The organism is Sporosarcina sp. Marseille-Q4943, from assembly GCF_943736995.1.
Lineage (GTDB): Bacteria > Bacillota > Bacilli > Bacillales_A > Planococcaceae > Sporosarcina.
The window spans coordinates 1245889-1265373 of the sequence record NZ_OX031157.1 but is presented as its reverse complement, the minus strand read 5'-3'; the positions used below and the strand labels follow the sequence as shown (position 1 = coordinate 1265373).

Annotated in this window: 21 protein-coding genes and 1 pseudogene; 20 read left to right on the top strand and 2 right to left on the bottom strand. The window is 43.2% G+C overall.

Annotated elements, in window-relative coordinates; all coding sequences use genetic code 11:
* The first annotated feature begins 5 nt into the window (after positions 1-5).
* From NIT04_RS15270 to NIT04_RS15200, 15 genes and pseudogenes are all read left to right on the top strand, one after another.
* Positions 6-1268: a M20 family metallo-hydrolase gene (locus NIT04_RS15270; RefSeq protein WP_252504392.1), complete on the top strand. Its 1263-nt coding sequence runs from the start codon at positions 6-8 to the stop codon at positions 1266-1268.
* A gap of 176 nt (positions 1269-1444) precedes the next feature.
* Positions 1445-2044 carry a DUF4352 domain-containing protein gene (locus NIT04_RS15265; protein ID WP_252504391.1) on the top strand — a complete coding sequence of 200 codons (600 nt, stop codon included), beginning with the start codon at positions 1445-1447 and terminating at the stop codon, positions 2042-2044.
* Positions 2045-2465: 421 nt separating this feature from the next.
* Positions 2466-4067, top strand: a complete 1602-nt coding sequence (locus NIT04_RS15260) for a BCCT family transporter (RefSeq protein ID WP_252504390.1) — start codon at positions 2466-2468, stop codon at positions 4065-4067.
* 204 nt (positions 4068-4271) lie between these two features.
* A pseudogene (locus NIT04_RS15255) lies at positions 4272-4484 on the top strand (GntR family transcriptional regulator); the annotation flags it as partial.
* A 51-nt stretch (positions 4485-4535) separates the two neighbouring features.
* A complete protein-coding gene (locus NIT04_RS15250) occupies positions 4536-4964 on the top strand; it encodes a GntR family transcriptional regulator (protein WP_252505124.1) in 429 nt (142 codons plus the stop codon).
* A gap of 15 nt (positions 4965-4979) precedes the next feature.
* Entirely contained in the window at positions 4980-6128 is a 1149-nt protein-coding gene (locus NIT04_RS15245; protein WP_252504389.1) for an LLM class flavin-dependent oxidoreductase, read from the top strand.
* Positions 6129-6130: 2 nt separating this feature from the next.
* Positions 6131-6709, top strand: coding sequence for an amino acid synthesis family protein (locus tag NIT04_RS15240; RefSeq protein ID WP_252504388.1), 579 nt, complete (start codon positions 6131-6133; stop codon positions 6707-6709).
* The gene (locus tag NIT04_RS15235) at positions 6709-7512 is read left to right on the top strand and encodes an alpha/beta fold hydrolase (protein WP_252504387.1); all 804 of its coding nucleotides are present in this window, start codon (positions 6709-6711) and stop codon (positions 7510-7512) included. The genes NIT04_RS15240 and NIT04_RS15235 overlap by 1 nt, the downstream gene beginning before the upstream one ends.
* A gap of 13 nt (positions 7513-7525) precedes the next feature.
* Positions 7526-9022, top strand: a complete 1497-nt coding sequence (locus NIT04_RS15230) for an aldehyde dehydrogenase (RefSeq protein ID WP_252504386.1) — start codon at positions 7526-7528, stop codon at positions 9020-9022.
* A gap of 41 nt (positions 9023-9063) precedes the next feature.
* The gene (locus NIT04_RS15225) at positions 9064-9363 is read left to right on the top strand and encodes a hypothetical protein (RefSeq protein ID WP_252504385.1); all 300 of its coding nucleotides are present in this window, start codon (positions 9064-9066) and stop codon (positions 9361-9363) included.
* 35 nt (positions 9364-9398) lie between these two features.
* A complete protein-coding gene (locus NIT04_RS15220; protein ID WP_252504384.1) occupies positions 9399-10844 on the top strand; it encodes an aldehyde dehydrogenase family protein in 1446 nt (481 codons plus the stop codon).
* An 11-nt stretch (positions 10845-10855) separates the two neighbouring features.
* Positions 10856-11128 (top strand): YciI family protein, encoded by a 273-nt coding sequence (locus tag NIT04_RS15215; protein WP_252504383.1) that lies wholly within the window; start codon positions 10856-10858, stop codon positions 11126-11128.
* Between the two features lie 98 nt (positions 11129-11226).
* Positions 11227-11892, top strand: a complete 666-nt coding sequence (locus NIT04_RS15210) for a cysteine hydrolase family protein (RefSeq protein WP_252504382.1) — start codon at positions 11227-11229, stop codon at positions 11890-11892.
* 67 nt (positions 11893-11959) lie between these two features.
* Positions 11960-13399 carry a cytosine permease gene (locus tag NIT04_RS15205; RefSeq protein WP_252504381.1) on the top strand — a complete coding sequence of 480 codons (1440 nt, stop codon included), beginning with the start codon at positions 11960-11962 and terminating at the stop codon, positions 13397-13399.
* Between the two features lie 43 nt (positions 13400-13442).
* Complete coding sequence (locus tag NIT04_RS15200) at positions 13443-13958, top strand: flavin reductase family protein (protein ID WP_252504380.1); 516 nt, start codon at positions 13443-13445, stop codon at positions 13956-13958.
* Positions 13959-14056: 98 nt separating this feature from the next.
* On the opposite strand, the gene NIT04_RS15195 is transcribed toward NIT04_RS15200, so the two are convergent.
* A complete protein-coding gene (locus NIT04_RS15195; RefSeq protein WP_252504379.1) occupies positions 14057-14638 on the bottom strand; it encodes a protein-L-isoaspartate(D-aspartate) O-methyltransferase in 582 nt (193 codons plus the stop codon).
* A 196-nt stretch (positions 14639-14834) separates the two neighbouring features.
* Here NIT04_RS15195 and NIT04_RS15190 point away from each other — a divergent pair, with 196 nt between their 5' ends.
* From NIT04_RS15190 to NIT04_RS15180, 3 genes are all read left to right on the top strand, one after another.
* Positions 14835-15281: a universal stress protein gene (locus NIT04_RS15190; RefSeq protein ID WP_252504378.1), complete on the top strand. Its 447-nt coding sequence runs from the start codon at positions 14835-14837 to the stop codon at positions 15279-15281.
* Between the two features lie 105 nt (positions 15282-15386).
* A complete protein-coding gene (locus NIT04_RS15185) occupies positions 15387-15887 on the top strand; it encodes a helix-turn-helix transcriptional regulator (RefSeq protein WP_252504377.1) in 501 nt (166 codons plus the stop codon).
* Positions 15888-15970: 83 nt separating this feature from the next.
* Positions 15971-16615, top strand: coding sequence for a vWA domain-containing protein (locus NIT04_RS15180; protein WP_252504376.1), 645 nt, complete (start codon positions 15971-15973; stop codon positions 16613-16615).
* A 159-nt stretch (positions 16616-16774) separates the two neighbouring features.
* Here the strand turns inward: NIT04_RS15180 and NIT04_RS15175 are convergent, their stop codons facing one another.
* The gene (locus tag NIT04_RS15175; RefSeq protein ID WP_252504375.1) at positions 16775-17893 is read right to left on the bottom strand and encodes an S-layer homology domain-containing protein; all 1119 of its coding nucleotides are present in this window, start codon (positions 17891-17893) and stop codon (positions 16775-16777) included.
* Between the two features lie 223 nt (positions 17894-18116).
* On the opposite strand from NIT04_RS15175, the gene NIT04_RS15170 reads away from it, so the two are divergent.
* Positions 18117-18752, top strand: coding sequence for a histidine phosphatase family protein (locus NIT04_RS15170; RefSeq protein ID WP_252504374.1), 636 nt, complete (start codon positions 18117-18119; stop codon positions 18750-18752).
* Complete coding sequence (locus NIT04_RS15165) at positions 18749-19306, top strand: DUF5673 domain-containing protein (protein ID WP_252504373.1); 558 nt, start codon at positions 18749-18751, stop codon at positions 19304-19306. The genes NIT04_RS15170 and NIT04_RS15165 overlap by 4 nt, the downstream gene beginning before the upstream one ends.
* Positions 19307-19485: the final 179 nt, after the last annotated feature.

Here is a 19485-nt window from a genome sequence, read left to right as displayed (position 1 = left end):
AATACGTGGTAAACAGGAGTCTGGAAAAATTAACGATCAACCAAAAACGATTGCAAGAATATATTGATCAGCTCGCTGAAATCGGCAAGTTTGGTGAAACTGGCGTATGCCGATTAGCTTTGTCAAAGGAATATAAAGAAGGAGTCGAACTTGTGAAGCGGTGGATGGAAGAAGCCAGTTTACAAACGAGAGTCGATAACTTCGGGAATTTAATTGGACGACTGGAAGGGGAAAATCCAGATGCACCTATTTTGATGCTCGGCTCACATATTGACTCCCAGCCATCCGGTGGACGATTTGACGGTCCAATTGGTGTGCTTGGCGGATTGGAAGTTGTCCAAACGATGCAAGAACAAAATATTCAGCCTGAAATGCCAATCGAAATTATGGCGTTTTGCGATGAAGAAGGCTTCCGGTTTAACAAAGGATTATTCGGATCCAGGGGGATTACCGGCCAATTAGAGGAAGGGGAACTTGACCGTCCGGATAAGGATGGGATCACAAGGCGAGAAGCGTTACTAGAATTTGGGACTAACCCTGACGAGCTCACTGCTTCAGAATATCCAAAAGGATTGATTGATACGTATCTTGAATTGCATATTGAACAAGGACCTGTGTTGGAGGAAGCAAATGCTCCTGTCGGAATCGTTACAGGGATTTCCGGGCCGCTCTGGCTAACCGTGGAACTGACTGGGTCTGCGGGCCATGCCGGTACCGTTCCGATGAAGTTGCGAAAAGACGCATTAGTGGGTGCCGCTGCAATCATTTCCGGATTGAAAGACATCGTAAGACAAGATCAAACTGCCCCGACTGTCGGCACAGTTGGGAACTTAACAATCTACCCAAATGCGAGAGCAATTGTCCCGGAAAGGGTTATTTTTACGATCGACTTACGAGATATTAACTTGGACAGACGCAATCGATATGAAGCGCAATTACGTGATTTAATTGGACAAACCGCCCAAGAAAATGGTCTGCAGTTTACGATTTACGAAGATACGAATATCTTTCCAGAGCCTTGCAGTGAGGATATTTTAGACGTCATGCGTGAAGAGAGTAAAGCGATGGGGCTCGGAGTCGTTCCGGAACTTACGAGCGGGGCGTTCCACGATGCACTCTCCATGGCGCGAGATTGTAAAATTGCCATGATTTTCGTGCGATCTAAAGACGGTATCAGTCATGATCCTGCGGAATTTTCGACTTATGAAGATATTGCTGTCGGCACTGAGTTATTGTATAGAACAGCTGTCAAAATAGCGACTGCATAAAAGAGTAAACTGGCACATTATTTCGGCTACCTGTTTTTAGATTGACACAGGAAAGATCCGGGGTGGTGTGCTTTTTTGATCAGTTAGCACAGGTTTTAATAGTATTAGTTGAAATTAATTTGCTGATTAGTAGTATAAGAGAGGGTATATATAATAATGTTTAGAGGAGATTGGATATGAAACGATTACTAGTATTAACAGGGGCAATGTTGTTAAGTTTGAGCCTTATGGCTGCTTGCAATTCGGATTCAGGTAAACAAGGGGACGAAGACTCTATCGAAAAAAGTAATGATAATCAAAAAAACAATCCTATTGATGCTGATCAATCTAGTGGAGGTTTCAAAGACCAGACCGACCTTAAGATTGGAGATTCGGGAGAAACAGAGAGCACAATTGGAAAATACAAAATTACAGTCAATTCGGTGAAAAAAGTCGATGAAATCGATGGGAAAACCCCTAGTCTTGACTATTATTTTATTGCTGAAATGACTGTAGAAAATATTGGCGATGAACCATATGATGTCTTGGATATCATAGATAATTTAAACTTTACGAAGAGCCTGGATTCAGGTGGAGCAGGAGATTTCTCCAAATTGCATGAAAGCGTAAATCATTTTGAAGGAACTATAAATCCAGGTGAAAGTGTAACTGGAGAAGCTGTTTTTCAAGGACAAGATTCTGAAGTTTATTATCTTAAAACGATAGATGGATTAATCGCTTCCGGAGCTGTTAAAAACCAAACAATTTGGTCATTTGATAGTAGAGAAACGGAGTAATAACTTTGGTATAATCACCTGTTCGTAAACTTCATCTTCTTGTGCTTGTTATTAAGTGAGTGATTTGGAAAGTTTGAATGGTTTACTCCAAAGGTAACCCAAGGAAGAGTACATTTATACACCTACCCATCGACCTAAAATTCGATCAAGGGTAGGTGTTTTTTTGTGTTGAAAATTATTTTCCATTCGAGATTTTTGAGAACTAGGACCTATGTTTGAACTGAATAGGGCAGTTAACCGGCCAGTTTATCACTGCGGCGTACGAATTTTACACTATTTTTAACAATATATTTCATTCTCCCGAAAGGTATTGACAATTTAGAAAACGTAATATAATCTGAACGGAAACTTGCATGTACCATGCAAGTTAAGAGAATCGTTATCAATATTTGAATGAAAAAACAAAGGGGTGGGGAAAGTAATGAAAAATTATTGGGGGTATATTCGGAAGCAGGTTGACTGGCCTGTATTCCTTTTAAGCGGGGGAGCGCTTGTGGCATTTGTTGTACTGTCCTACTTCAAAGTAGATGCAGTGAGTAAACTTGTGAGCACTGGTTTTGATTTTTCAATTCGATACTTTGGGGCTTATTGGCAGTTTCTTATGTTAGCGACATTCGGTGTGGGGGCGGTGTTGGCACTTTCTAAATATGGAAAGGTTCAGCTTGGAGATCGGCATAAGCCGGAAATGGGTTACTTTAAATGGGTTGCGGTCATTATTACAACAGGTCTTGGAGCTGGTGGAGTGTTTTGGGCCGCAGCTGAGCCAATGTATTACTTTTTAGAAGTACCACCAATGCATAAAGGGATTGTCGGGGCGACGACCGATGCGATTGGTCCCGCTTTGGCTCAGAGTTATATGTCATGGGGGTTCACGGCATGGTCTGTTTATGGTGCGATCAGTGCAATCATCCTTATTTACGCACACAACCACAAAGGAATGCCTTTGAAACCAAGGACATTGTTATATCCAATACTCGGAAAAAGGGTGTTGACTAGTAAGTGGGGGATAGCGGCAGATGTTTTTTGTATTATTGGGGCTGCTGCGGGAACGATTGGTCCGATTGGTTTTTTAGGATTGCAAGTCAGTTATGGTTTACATGCGATTTTCGGAGTATCGGACACATTTAGCACACAATTTCTTATCATAATTGGTTTGACAGCTGTTGTATTAGTTTCGACGTTAACAGGGATTGATAAAGGGATTCAGTGGTTAAGTAAATTGAATGTGAATATGATGATTCTCATCGCAGGATTTCTTTTAGTGCTCGGTCCAGGTCTGTTTATTATTAACTCATTCATGTCGTCTTTTGGGACATATATAAGTGAATTTATGAATATCAGTACGTTCCGTGGGGATGAGGAATGGTTAGGGTATTGGATGCTGTTTTTCTTTGGTTGGTTTATTGGCTTCGGTCCTTTGGTTGCTCTCTTCGTGGCGAGGATTTCCAATGGCCGCAAGATTAGGGAGATATTCATTGTTGTAGCTGTGTTAGCACCCGTGATCACTAATTTTTGGTTTACTGTTTTAGGTGGGACGGGCATTTTTTACGAATTGAATAACGTAGGATCGGTTAGTGGTCCGCTGAAGGACGGGGGCCTACCGAGTGCGATCATCGCGATTGCAGAACAGATGCCGCTAGGTGCGATTATGCCGACTGTCTTTCTTGTTCTAACAACACTATTCGTTGTCACAACTGTCGATTCCATGTCTTATTCAATATCAATGGGTGTGACAGGGGATGGGAACCCCCCAAAAGTAATTCGTGTATTTTGGGGAACGATCATGGCTATTATTGCAATAATTTTAATTAAAATTGGAGGCGGAGGAATAAGTGCATTGCAATCATTCGTGGTCATTGCAGCGGTTCCAGTGTCCATATTAATGCTCCCGATAGTATGGTACGCGCCAAAAGTTGCAAAAACGTTAGCGATAGAGCAGGGGATTGTTGAAGAAAATAAAGATCCATTACCAGCTGTGGATTCCAATTCTTTTTCCGCAGTCAACTATAAAACTCCAGAATGACTATAGTAAAATTTCTAAATATTTATTGACATCTGAAGAGTTGTATATTAATCTATTATCAAATCTTCTTGCATGGTACATGGTAGATGCAAGCCGATAGTATATTTTCGCTATGTCGGTAGTGCGTATTGCAAGATTGGTTTTAATAAGACACGAGAATATCTACCATGGTACATGGCAATGCAAATATAAAGATAGAAAGGTGTGTTAGTCATAACTCAACCTATATTAACGACAAGTATCACGACTCAAGTAACCAACGCGATACGTACAGCAATCATCACGGGTGAATATGAACCCGGGAAACAATTGTCTGAAGCTGCGTTATCACAGACTTATAAGGTGAGTAGGACCCCGATCAGGGAAGCGCTAAAGCAACTGGAACGTGAGGGGTTAGTTGAAATAATCCCACGAGTTGGAACTTGCGTATTGAAGCCGACCGAAAAAGATTTGGATGAATTATTTTCTGTGAAAGAAGCATTGGAAGGATTCGCAGCAGGAATCTTGACGGAAAGTGGAAACGAGGAAGCGATCGAACAAGTTAAAGAAGCGGTGGCTTTAATGGAGATCGCTGTAGAGAAAAAAGATCACAAACTATTTGTTGAATCAAATAATCGTTTTCATAAAGCAATTCTGGATGGGGCTAGTAATTCAAAGCTGGGTTACTTTTACAACCTTTTATTAAATCAAATTCCATACAATGGATATGTTTACTTGAGCATCGATGTTCCGAACCGTTTGGGGGAATCTCTTAAGGAACATCAACTCATATTAGAAGCCATCCTTAGTGGGGACCGGGAGGCAGCGGAAAAAACAATGCGCATGCATGTTAAGAAAAGTGCTATGGGATTGAAAAAAGGGATTGCGAAGAAATTGTATCAAGACAATACAAACTAAGGGGGAAATATCAATATGAAATTCGGAATTTTTGCGAACCTAGCAGGGCCAGGTCGTCATGACGAGTATTATAAAGTGTTGGATGAGGCACGTGAGCAAGCTGTCTATTGCGATGAAAACGGTTACGATTCCATCTGGTATACAGAGCATCACTTCGGTCATGAAGGAAATGAATTGATTTCCAATCCACTTATGATCGGTGCGGACATTGCCGCTAGGACAAAAAATATTCGGATTGGTCAGGCAGCGAACGTCGCCACGTTCTGGCATCCGTTACGCTTGGCCGAGGATATTGCCATGTTGGACCAATTGAGCAAAGGACGCGTGGAGGTTGGTTTAGCTCGGGGATTGTATGGCCGTGAAGCAGCTAATCTAAATCCATTAGCAGATCCGAAAAACAATGATCAGAACCGCGCTTTGTTTGAAGAGACGGTGGAGATTATGAAAAAAGCATGGTCCAATCGTTTCTTTTCACATGAAGGGGACATCTACAAGTATCCGCCAGAAGGATTGAAATGGAGTCACCCGATGAGTCCAGCGTCTCCTGAATTCATGGATATGGAAAAAGGCGAAATCAATAAAATCTCGATTATGCCAAGGACCTACCAAAATCGCATGCCTGCAATTTGGCAAACAATCGATTCTCCACGTTCGATTGAAATTGCGGCTGAAACAGGCATCAATGCGATGTTCTGGATGCCTACAGTGAAAGAGTTGAAGGGACGCTTTGAATTGTATCGTGAAAAAGCATCGCAAGCACGTGGCTACGAAGTGCCGCTTGGTGAAGGGATTGCACTTGTCCGCGATGTGTATGTAGCGGAAACGATGGAACAGGCCCGTGAAGACGCTGCTGAAGCAGTCCTTAACACATATCGCTGGATTTGCCACTGGAGAGGGCTTGGAAATCTGATGGATCCAGGTGAAGAAGTGAAACTTGGCCAGCAATTAACGTATGAATTCCTTCATCCGCGAAACTTATTATTCGGTACACCGGAGTATGTGACGGAAAAAATTAAGGAACTACAAGAAGAATTGAATTTACAAAATCTACTGCTCTGGGTAAACCATAGTCATTTACCGCACGAGAAAATGATGAAGAGCTTGAAGTTATTCACAGAAGAAGTCATGCCTAATTTCACAAAAAGTAAACAGGGGGTACTGTAAACATGCTAGAAATTCGTAAAGTATATACAGCGATTGAGGAAACACGTATTGAGGGCGGTCTGCAGATCGAGGAACCGATCAAGATGATTACAACGATGTTAGTGATGAAAAATCCTTGGGTTCAACGAGGTTTTGTTGAGGATTTGATGCCTGAAATCAACGAATATGCACCGCAGATCGGTGAATTGCTAGTGGCTGAATTGTTCAAGCATATTGAAACGGCAGATGACGTTGAAGCATTCGGTAAAGCTGCTGTTGTCGGTGTGGATGGGGAAATGGAGCATGCATCTGCATTTATTCATACATTGAAGTTTGGAAACAAGTTCCGGGATGCGGTGGAAGGTAAAAGCATTTTACCGTTTACAAATAAACGCGGCGGTGCAGGCACGGCGGTTATTATTCCGATGGTCCACAAAAACGAAGATTCGAAACGCTCGCATTTCCTAACATTCGAAGCAACAATTCCGGATGCACCAAGAGCAGATGAAATCGTTGTTGCCATTAGTGTATCGACAGGAGGACGTCCGCACCCTAGAACGGGAGATCGCCATCAAGATATGATTGAGTTGGGGCTTGTCTGATGCCAACGATTTCGTATGATCAGGGGACCATTCATTATGAAGAAAAAGGAATGGGTGAACCGCTCGTTTTCATTCATGGAGTCGGCTTGGATCATGCAATGTGGGAACAGCAAGTGGATCGTTTGTCTGAACGGTACCGCGTCATTGTGTACGACATGATAGGGCATGGGGGATCTTCGCATCCTCCGGGTCCTTATTCACTTTTTCAGTTTGTCGAACAGCTTACTGCGGTTGTAGATGGACTGGGCCTTGATAAAATTCACCTCGTCGGGTTTTCCATGGGCGGGATGGTGGCGCAGGCATTTGCACTAGCGCACGCAGAGAAATTGAAAACGCTCACAATCATGAATGCGGTCGCGAATCGGACGGAAGAGCAACGAAAAGCAATTCTGGCCCGGGTGGAAGAAGTGAGGAAAACGGGGCCTGAAGCTACGATTGAACCAGCGATACAGCGTTGGTTCACCCGTGATTATCTTCATGCTCAGGAAGGAATTGTCGGTCGGATCCGTACGCGTCTTCAAACAAACAACGCTACTTCATACTTAGCTGCTTATAGATTGTTTGCAACGGCCGATCAGGAACTTTGGGATAAACTTGATCAGATTCATATTCCGACATTGGTCATTACGGGGGAAGAGGATATCGGTTCCACACCCGAAATGGCGCAGCAAATCCATGAGAAGATTGCTGATTCTGAATTGCTCATTGTTCCTACTATGAGGCATATGCTTCCTGTCGAAAGACCGAATATCGTCAACGAAGCAATACATTCATTCATCGGGAGAACAGTATTTGCGAGGTAAAGGAGATGCAGACGTGACAAAGCTGATAACAGAGCTAAAAACATACGATATGTATATAAATGGCAAGTGGACGGCGTCATCAAGCGGCGAGTACTTTCCAAGCTATAATCCAGCAACTGGAGAGGCTTGGTGTCGCGTAGCAAAAGGGACGGCTGAAGACGTGGACCGGGCGGTGAAAGCCGCACATCAGGCATTTGTGAATTCAGAGTGGACCGATATGACGTATACCGAGAGAGGAAAGCTTGTCAGGAAACTGGGTGAGCTGATCGCTCAAAATGTGGAAGAGCTTGCGCAGTACGAAACGATTGATAACGGAAAATTGATCCGTGAAATGAGAGGACAATTAAATTACTTACCGGAATTCTACTATTATTACGCAGGACTTGCCGATAAAATCCATGGCCAGACGTTGCCGTTGGATAAGCGGGATATGTTTGCCTTTACGACCCGGGAACCGCTTGGTGTTGTCGCCGCAATCACGCCATGGAATTCACCGCTTTACTTGACGACATTGAAGTTAGCGCCTGCACTTGTAGCTGGCAATACGATCGTCATTAAGCCATCTGAAGTGACGTCCGCTTCTCTACTTGAACTTGTGAAACTTGTGGAGGAGGCAGGATTTCCACCGGGAGTTGTCAATGTGGTGACTGGATTCGGCATGCCGGTAGGCGACTCGTTGACTTCTCATCCGCTCGTAAGACGGGTTGCTTTTACGGGAGGCCCCGAGTCTGCTCGGCACGTCGTCCGGAATACAGCAGAGAACTTCGCGCAAGTGTCACTTGAACTCGGTGGGAAATCGCCGAATATTGTCTTCGATGATGCAAATCCCGATAATGCAGCGATGGGAATCATAGCCGGGATTTTCGGTGCTTCGGGGCAGAGTTGTGTCGCTGGGTCACGTGCATTTTTACACGTTGACATCTATGACCAAGTGATGGAGAGACTCGTTGACCGTGTCTCGAAAATCAAGATTGGTGACCCGTTAGTAGACGGAACAGAAATGGGTCCGCTTGCAACAGAGGCACAGTTGGCGCGTGTTGAAGAGTACGTGTCCATCGGGAAAGCGGATGGAGGGAAAATTGTTTTCGGTGGAAAGAGGCCGGAACACTTGGAAAAAGGGTGGTATTTTGAGCCGACGATCTTCGAACATACCGACAACAAAGCACGCATTACGAGAGAAGAAATTTTCGGGCCTGTCTTAAGTGTCATTCCATTTAAAGAAGAGGCAGAAGTGATCGAGTTGGCAAATAGCACAGATTACGCATTAGCGGCAGGAATTTGGGCGAGTGATATTGCAAAAGCCCACCGAGTGGCCAAGGCTGTAAGAGCCGGAATTGTTTGGGTGAATACGTATCGGAGCATATCGCCTATCGCACCAATCGGTGGTTCCGGTTTAAGTGGACATGGTAGAGAAAGCGGTTTTGATGCAATTTACGAATATACACAAAGTAAAGTCGTCTGGGTGAACACTTCATCCGAACCGATTCCTGATCCGTTTATTATGCGTTAAAGGGTGACGGGCAACGATTGATAGAGAGGAGAACAATTGACATGCAAATAGACAAAACGATTCATTTGCCGGATCTGTCATTCATCCGTTTGTGCAGTGAAAAATATGGTGTCAACAGGGGACTCTATAATACTATCGATACGTTTTTTTATGAACGCGGATTCGAAAGAATAGTTGAAAGACGGAAAATCATACTATCATTTCTTGATTACGTCCAAGAAGGTATGGATGAAAATAATAACCGTACTAAATTTGGAAGTGGTGGATTAAAGATAAAGATTGATGAATATTTCAGTGAGGTTGAAAAACATCGTGAAAAATCAATAGCGGCAACCTGCTAAACAAGCCCATTCACAGAAAGAAGGTTAACCTGATCATGACAGAATCGTTAACAAGTGTGAGAAAGAAACACCTACTTATTAATGGGGAATGGGTAGAAGCTGGTGAGTACAGTTCGATTCGTTCTCCATATTCAGGTGAGATCATCGCGGAAATACCTATGGCAACAGAGGCGGAAACAGAGCTGGCGATTGAAGCAGCTATGAATGCGCGGCAAGCAATGGCGAAAATGCCCGCTCATAAACGCGCGGAAATTCTGGAGAATTTGGTTCGTTCATTGCAAGAAAGAGCGGAAGAAGCTGCTGAAATCATCGCGTTAGAAGCGGCAAAACCGATTGCTACAGCAAGGCAAGAAGTTAGCCGAACGATTGAAACATACAAGTTTGCAGCCGAGGAAGCGAAGCGCATTCACGGTGAAACACTCCCGCTTGACGCTGCTCGTGGAGGCGAAAACCGGTTGGCTTATACAGTGCGTGAACCAATCGGTGTGATTGGCGCCATTACTCCTTTCAATTTTCCGATGAATCTAGTTGCGCATAAGGTTGGGCCCGCCATCGCAAGCGGCAATACGATCATCTTAAAACCTGCTTCGCAAACACCGCTATCCTCATTCTTTATTGCAGAGCTCCTTCTTGAAGCGGGATTGCCTGCTGGAGCACTTAACGTTGTGACAGGAAGCGGCAGAGTGACAGGAGACAAACTCGTAACCGATCATCGTGTCAGTATGATCACGTTTACTGGAAGTCCCGCGGTCGGAATCGGAATCCGAAGCAAGGCAGGGCTGAAAAGGGTTACCTTGGAACTCGGATCCAACGCGGCGGTGATCATCGATAAAGGCGTCGACATTGATAAAATCATTCCTCGTTGTGTAACCGGCGCTTTCGCTTTTCAAGGGCAAGTATGTATTTCATTGCAACGTGCATATGTTCATGAGGATGTATATGAAGAGTTTGTTTCGAAGCTTGTAACTGAAACGGAAAAGCTGACCGTAGGTGATCCGTTAGATGAGAAAACAGATGTATCAGCATTGATTTCATCCGGAGACATAGAGCGTACACTAAGCTGGATTAAGGAAGCGGAAAGCCAAGGTGCTACAGTTGTAGCTGGCGGCAAATCGGAAGGTAACATCCTCTTTCCAACTATTATTTGTGATGCGGACTCTACGATGAAAGTGTCTTGCAATGAAGTGTTTGCACCCATTGTTGTCATAAATAAAGTGAAAAATGTAGAAGAGGCAGTGGAACTCGTCAACGACTCACGATACGGACTTCAGGCGGGAATTTACACAAACGATATTACGACAGCGTTGAACGCGGCGGATAACCTATATGTCGGTGGTGTAATGATCAATGATATCCCGACATTCCGAGTCGATAATATGCCTTACGGCGGGGTGAAAGAAAGTGGAACGGGCCGTGAAGGGTTGAAATATGCAGTGGAAGAAATGACGGAAATGAAACTGGTTGTCTGGAACCGGAATTAGGAGGTAGAAAGATGACGTATTATGCGGCACTGCTGCACATGATCGATCCTGAGAAAAATAAAGAAACCCTTCCACGTCATATCGCCTATCTGGATGGATTGGATGAGCAAGGGAAAATCTTTGCAAGAGGCCCTTTTACCGATGGAACCGGCGGACTCGTCGTCTATATCGCGGATTCATATGAAGAAGCTTTAGAAATGGCAGAAGCGGATCCACACGTCATTGAAAATGTTCGCCGACTTGAACTGAAGGAATGGAAACCGATTGTCAGTCATAACGGATAGATTGAAACGTTTCAAAGTCCGGAAGGTTTTCTAATCAATTCTTGCATGGTACATGGCAGAATTCCCTCGGTGAAATAAACTTGAAAGGAGCCTGGCAAATGAATGGAGAGAATACGGCACTACTCTTAATTGATCTCCAGAAAGAAGGCGGTACTTCAGACGTCGTTGGTATGGAAACAATTATTAAAAAGACAGCAAGTCTGATTGAGTTATGCCGTCAAAAGAAAATCCCTGTCATTTACACGCGCCATTTAAATAGAGGGGATGCGATTGGACTTGGAAACCGGGAACCGCTGAATGAAAATGGGGAGCCGCTCTACTACCATACCGGTACAGAGGCAATCGAAATAATGGAAGAAGTGAAGCCCGAACCCGGCGATATTATCATTGATAAATATCGGTATAGCGGATTTCATGAATCCAGTTTGGATTTAATGTTAAAGGGTTTGAATGTAAAGCATTTAATTATCGGGGGCGTCCTCACAGATGTCTGTGTCATTTCGACGGCGATGGATGCTTACTATCGTGATTACCAGATTAATTTGGTAAAAGACATATGCGGTACAACTACAGAAGGTTCACATATGGCAGCAACCTTAATGATGGCGAACTGGATTTATGACATCCAAATCTTTGATGCCGATCAACTTTGCAACAAACTATCAGGGGTAGATTATAGTGTCTGGGCGTCTGAGGGACCTGATGAATTGCAATTTACACCGGATACGCTACGAGAGGCTTATGCGAAGTTAACAGTTAGCTGATCGAAAGAACGTAGATCCATTAATTGTTTTTGGGGATAGCGGCTATTTTAAAAAAGGGGGAGAATTATTGAAAACCGCGGAGAAAGTTGAAGTGTCAAGCATTGGGGTGGATGCTGCAGAGCAAGCGTACGGTGGTGAGGATGTCGTTACGGTAGAACATTACGCGACGGATGAAGTTCCAATGAGCCAAAGAAATATAGGTTTCTTTGACATGATCGCAATATGGGTTGGAGCCAACTCGAATAATGCATCCTGGTACGTTGGGGGAACGGTTGCTGGAATGGCATTTGCCGGAGCGATTACAGTCACCTTAATTTCTAATCCTATCGCTTATCTCGTTCTAGCGCTTGTTGGGTATATGGGCTTTAAAGTTGGAACTTCCACGATGGCATTAACAAGGCCGGCTTTTGGAATTAAGGGAAGTATTTTGCCAACGGTGTTAAATACGATCGTTTTTTTAGGATGGGCGGTCGTTAATACGTTCATTGCCGTCATATCCATGAGTTTTATCTTAAAAGGGTTATTTGGTTGGCCCGCTTATGGTGAGCCGGGGAGCGCGGGACCGATGATTGCGGGCATTGTCTTTATGAGCATTTTGAATCTAGCTGCCGTTTCTTTGGGCAGGAATTCAATTAAAATTGTCGAAAGAATTGGAATTGTTTTGGTTCTGGCTTTAGGTATTTGGATCACGGTTGTTGTGTTGAAAACACATTCAATAGGAGACATCATGGCTTGGAAGGCACCGGCGGATGCGGTTATGCCGGTCGGGAAAGCGATAGATATTATGGCTGCATTCAGCTTAGCTTGGGTTCTCGGTATTGCCGAGTTTACGAGGTATACAAGGTCCGCTAAAACAGCAACCGTTGCACCGCTTCTAGGAGCATGCCTTTCTCTCATGTGGTTTGCATTTATCGGTATTATCGCTACAATTGGGGCGGCGATTACGACAGGAACATTTAATCCGGATAATTCGGACCCAAGTTCGATTGTGACGAATCTTGGACTTGGTTGGTTTGCATTGGTGCTAATTGTTGTCGCATGTATTACAACAAATGTGGTGAATCTGATGGCCGCGGGAATTTCAATTACGAACGTAACGAAAAAAATCAAGCCGCTTCATTCTATTTGGCTCGTTACAGTTTTGGCGGGATTTGCCATGCTCATTCCACTTTATTTGGCCAGTTTCTTATATACATTTATGGGATTCTTAGAATATATCGGTATGGTATTAAGTGCATTGCTAGGAGTTTTAGTTGCCGACTATTTCTTTGTCCAAAAGCGTTCCTATGATGTAAAGGAATTTGAGAAAGTGGGCGGGAAATACTGGTATTCAAAAGGGGTTAATGTGAGAGCTGTAGCCGTCTGGGCGCTCGGGGTAGTCTTCTTCTTGGCAGTCCGTGACTCTGTTTTATTGGGGAATTCTGTAGGGGCCGTATACCCAACCATTATAATGACGGCAGTACTATACAGCATCGTTTCGTTGCCGCGACGAAGAGCTGCGTTGTAAGGTAGCAGGAGATAGCATTCTAAATTAAAAGGAGAGATTAATCATGGAAAAAGCAGAAAGACAGGATTTATTCAAACGAATCATGGGGAATTACCCAACAGGGGTAACGATTGTCACAACAGTGGATGAGGGTGGAAAGCCTGTCGGGTTGACGGTGAATTCATTTGCTTCCGTTTCACTGGATCCGCTCATGCTGCTTTGGTCTATCGATCACCGTGTATCGTCGCTGAAAGCGTTTACGGAAGGTGGCAAATTTGCTGTCCATGTTCTGGCAGGTGAGCAACAAGAGCTTTGTAAAACGTTTGCAAGTAAAGTCGAGGATCGATTTGCTGCTTGTGAATGGAACCTGTCGGATAAGGGATTGCCGATAATTGACGGTGCATTCGGCGTATTTGAATGTAAAACGTTCAAAGCGATTGAGGCAGGCGACCATACCGTTTTGATTGGTGAGGTTACAGATATTCGAATTGATCAAGAGAAAGATCCGATGCTCTACCACCGAAGAGTGTTCGGACCGATTCCGGAAGAGTTTTACTTGCCAAAACAACCTATCTCATAAGTCAATACTAGCTAAAGAAGCCCCAATCCCTTCATTTAGAAGAAATTGGGGCTTTTCTGCAGGCACCTACTAATGGCTCGTGCCTGCTACCTCAAATATCATTCATACTTACCCTTCAACGGAACAAACCTCACTTCCTCCAACACGGTCGTCTGTATATCTCCGTCTTCATCTTTTTCCAAAAGCAAAAGTTCCTGTAGAAGGGGAGTCCCTACTGGGATGATCATTTTTCCTCCGATTGCTAGTTGGTCCATGAGCTCGCGCGGCACTTGCGCAGCGGCGGCCGTCACCATAATCCGGTCATAAGGAGCGTGTTCTTCCCACCCGGTGCTGCCGTCATCCAGCTTGAATTGGATGTTAGAGAAGCCTGCTTTTTTCAACCTTTCTTTTGCCCGCTCATGCAAGGCGGCAATTCGTTCAATTGTGCAAACGGTGTTCGAGAAGGCGGCGAGAAGGGCGGTCTGGTAGCCGGAACCCGTTCCGATTTCCAGCACTTTTGAGTCGGGCTGCAAATCGAGTGCCAATGTCATTTCGAGTACGAGGGAAGGTTGGGAAATCGTTTGTTCATGCCCGATCGGGATGGCCTCGTCCATATATGCGAATTCTTTCAGTTCATCCATGAAAAAGCTGCGATCAAGTTTTTGAAAATACGTAATGATGTCCAGGTTTTGATTGGCCATTGTTTTTTGCCCCTTCGTATCATAGTAGATTACACTGCATATCAACCATTTCCTGTATCGGGTGTTTGTAAACAACCTACGCTCTTCTACAGAGTGTAATAAGTTTGTCGGAAAATGAGGGCTTTTTTTATAATTGGGAAGGAACTCATCCTTTTCTGTCGAAGTAGTAAATATGAATAAGAATGGAGTGAGATCTATGACGCTCGTATACAAACAAATAATTGTCGCAATAGATGGATCTGATGAGTCGGGTTGGGCTTTCAAAAAGGCGGCGGCAATTGCCGACCGTAACGATGCCACATTGAATTTAGTTACCATCGTCGATACTCGATCGTATTCTTCTGTTGAGGCTTATGACCGTTCGATCGCGGAAAGCGCCTATAAATCTGCAGAGGAAATGCTGAACAAATACAAAGCGGAAGCCGTACAAGCTGGTGTGCAAAACGTCAATGTACTTGTCGAATATGGCTCACCAAAAGCATTGATTGCAAAAGAGCTCCCGAACAAACTGAGTGCAGATCTAATTATTTGTGGTGCGACGGGTCTGAATAAAGTCGAACGCTTCGTCATGGGGAGCGTCTCTGAAAACATTGTACGCTCTGCAAAATGTGATGTACTCGTCATCCGTAGACCCGAAAACTAAGTTTGGGTACTAATCAAAATTATTTAAGAATTAAGCCGTCTATGTGATTCGAAAAATCGACATAGATGGCTTTTTATCATGCTTATCTAGAGGGGGGCTTTTATAGTGCTGCCGGAGAAACTCATGGTGTCGATATCTGAATTTATTGAGGCCAACTATGTCGACGAAAATATATTCCATAATCTTGAAAGTGAATACGAGCTTTTTCCAATGGAGAAAGCGATTCGTGAGAGTAGTCGAAGCTTGGAAGATGTCGTGAGGCAATTAGATGAAACGTTTTCCCAAAGGTTGCTCCGTTGGATTGACAAAAAAGGGATGACAGATGCGCAAATCTATAAACGGGCGAATGTCGATCGGAAACATTTTTCGAAAATCCGTAATGATATCCACTATCGACCTAAAAAAACGACTGCAATTGCGTTCGCTATCGCTCTGCAATTGAATTTGGATGAAACGAAGGATCTATTGCTGAAGGCGGGATTCGCTCTTTCGCCGAGTAGCAAATTCGACTTGATTATCGAGTATTTCATAACTGAAGAAAATTATAACCTTTTTGAGATCAATGAGGCGTTGTTCGCTTTTGAACAAAACTTGCTAGGTGTATGAACGTTTGTCGCTTTGCAGGCGACCTAGTGGCGCTTCTTGGATGCTATTCTTAACATACAAATAATGGTTAGGAGGCTAACGATATGAAAAAAGGGTTAACTGAACTGGTATTTATTCTCGATAGAAGTGGGTCTATGAGTGGTCTGGAAAGCGACACAATCGGAGGGTATAATGCCATGCTGGAAAAGCAGAAAAAGGGACCGGGGGAAGCTGTGATTACGACCGTCCTTTTTGATGACGGCTATGAATTGCTGCATGATCGCATTACCCTTCGTAGCATTAAACCGATGACGGATCATGAGTATTTTGTGAGAGGGACGACTGCGCTATTGGACGCAGTGGGAAAAACGATTGTAACACTAAGCAATGCACAGAAACGTGCTGCAGAAGAGGAACGTGCGGAAAATGTAATGGTCGTCATTACGACGGATGGCATGGAAAATGCCAGTCGGGAATTCACCTATGAAAAAGTACGCAACATGATTGAGCATCAAAAGAGTAATTATGGATGGGAATTTTTATTTCTCGGTGCGAACATTGATGCCATTTCCACTGCAAATCTCTTCGGAATTGAAGAGGATCGGGCTACAAACTATTTTGCAGACAGTGATGGAACGCAGTTGAACTACGATGTGATCAGTGAAACAATCAGTTCCTTGCGGACGCATAATAAAATAGAGGAAAACTGGAAAGAACGGATTGAAGCAGATTTTCGAATGCGTGAGTGATTGAAACAGGTTACGACAGAAAACTCCATTGCCCGGGAAATACCGACATTTTCAGTCGTATGTATTTGTCGAGTAGAACCTTTCCGTGTAGGAAGTTTTATATCTACATCAAAAAAAGATTCCCGCCTCATTAAAGTAGAGTGGGGAATCTTTTTTAGGTTAATTACCTGCCATAGTTTCGGTTAGCGTATCCTCATAGTCCTCATCATCATAGACAATGTTATAAATCTTCCAAGTGCCGTCTTCTGTTTTCTTTACATAGGCAGTTCCTGATAGATCAATTGTCATTTCAAACTTCATGTCTGGTTCGCTAATAGAAACATTAACTTTTAAATTGTCGATCTTAACTTCTGCAAAACGTTTGTTTAAGGAAATAATGCTGCTTGTATGCTCTCCGACTTGCTCCATCTTAATGGAGCCGATTGAAAATTCAGGGTCATCTAGTAGGCTCTGGCTATCAAGCGAATATGCAAGCTGGTAACCCATTGTCGTTTCACGGTAAAGAGCTTCCAACGCTTCACTATTTTGTTCATCAGAGGATAGTGACAACTCTTCTGAGACGTTACGATTTACAGTTTGAATGACTGAAAGTTCGTCTTCAGCTGTTCCGGGTTCCAGATGTAATGCACGGTCGATCATCAATACCGCATGGGAACGTTTAGCGAAATTATTCGGTTTGAACTCGTCTCCGTACCCATTTACGATTCCGACGCCTGCTGTTTTTACAACTGCTTCATAAGCGTAGTTTTTTTGAGTAACATCTTTAAAAGTTTTTCCTGTTGTTGAGAAATCCACCGTCTCATTAAATGCACGATAAATCATAGCAGCCATTTGAGCACGAGTAATCTTATCATTTGGTTTAAAGGTTCCATCTTCTTTTCCAGTAATAATCCCTCTGCTGCTAGCAATTTGGACATAGTTATAATACCAGGCTGAAGATTTAACATCAGGGAACGTTTTGTTTATGTCACCACTTGTTAAATTCATAGCATTAACTAGTATCTTTGTGAATTGTGCACGTGTAATACTATTTTCTGGCTTTAAAAGGACTGAAGTATATTCATATACTTCTCCATCTTCTTCATAAACTTCTGTTTCTTCATATCCATCTATGATATCTGCATACAAGAACCGTTCTAATTGTTCGTATGCCCCATGGCTGTAATCTACATCAGCTATGTAATATTGATCGATGGTTTTTTCTGCTGCAAAAGTGTGCGGTACAGAAAATAGACTAAAAGTAACAAGTAAAACTAATAAAATACGAACCGCCTTCAAAGGCTTGACCCCATTCCTTAATAAATTTCTAACACGTGAATATTTTATTCTATTTAATGTTAAAAGAATACATGAATTATATGGGAATAACGTTTCATTACACCTCTCCTGAATGTTAATTTTGTTGTTTGGTTTTTATGTGACTAATCAGAAATTTGGAAGATTGCTATGATGTTATATGGTAGGATTGATGGGGGATTATTTATAGAAAGTGGGGAGAAAGATGGAAATACTGATCATTAGGCACGGCCAATCAGAAGCGGATCTATTGGAAGTTCATGAAGGAAGAGCGGACTTTCCGTTGACCGAATTAGGAGAGGTGCAAGCAAGAAAGATGGCTGCGGCTGTTGCAACAGAATATCCGCCTGAAATCATATTATCGAGCACTTTGAAGAGGGCAAGTGGGACAGCGCGAATTTTGCAGGAGGCAATCGGTTGCGAAATACGGTTTTATGATGAGTTAAGAGAATTTAATAATGGGGTTTTAGCTGGAATGTCGAGAAAAGAAGCGGCAATCAAGTATCCGTTGCCTAAAGGCGGCAGGCCGGTACATATCCCGATACAAGATGGAGAGTCCGCACTTGATCTTCGTTATCGGGCAGAAAGGATACTTCGGGAGATAATACATGATTATAAGGATTATGAGAGAGTTGCCATCGTCTCCCATGGGGGATTGATTTCGAATCTTTTTAATGCGTTTTTCAATCTGCCTATTGGAGATGTAGTATTTCCAACAGGGGATACAGGAATCCATTTGCTTGAACTCAGGGAAGACATTCGGGTCGTCAAGTTTATAAATAAGCTAGATCATTTATCTTATGATAATGCTTTGAATGTGACTAGGAGAAATCTAAGATGAAAATATTAACGAATATTTTATTTTTGTTACTACTAGGCTATCTCTGTTTCCGGTTCATTCGGTTAATCATTAAACTGAAAAGACCTGCTGTTTTCCCCATCACGGAGGAAGACTTGAAAGCGATCCGAAGACAGCCGCAAAAAGCAGTCAATTTGCCTGTCATCTCCGAACAAAAATCCGGTTTTTTTGTGATGGGTGTTACCCTTCTCGGTTTACTTCTCTTAGCTGTATTTAAATTGCAAGACAGTACTATTCAAACTCCTTACTTAATCATCCCTCTCGTTGCTCTCATTAATTTTAATCAATCTTGGAATCTGTTTGCGATTGTGGAAGACGGGGTGTTGTGCGGAGGGCGATTTGTACCTTGGAAAAGGATTCAATCGTATCAGTTCGAACAAATTGATACGAACCACCGCTTTTACGGGTATTCCCCTGAAGTGAATAGTGGGTATGAATTAAAGATTTCGACGAGGTTTTTTGAAGTCGGCTGTATTGTTACGTCGGAGGAGCGTAAAGAGAAGTTAACCAAGATACTGGATGCTCGTTTATCGTGAACATAAAAAAATCCATCTTGAGTGTTGGCTAATAATGGATAAATTATTTTCATACCCGAACTGATCCCCTTGTAGGAACATGCTATTATAGACCGCCATAATGTTACAGCATTAGGCGGTCATTTTTTGCCATTCGTTAGCCTATCTAGAAATGTACATCGATTCCCACGAATCGTTCA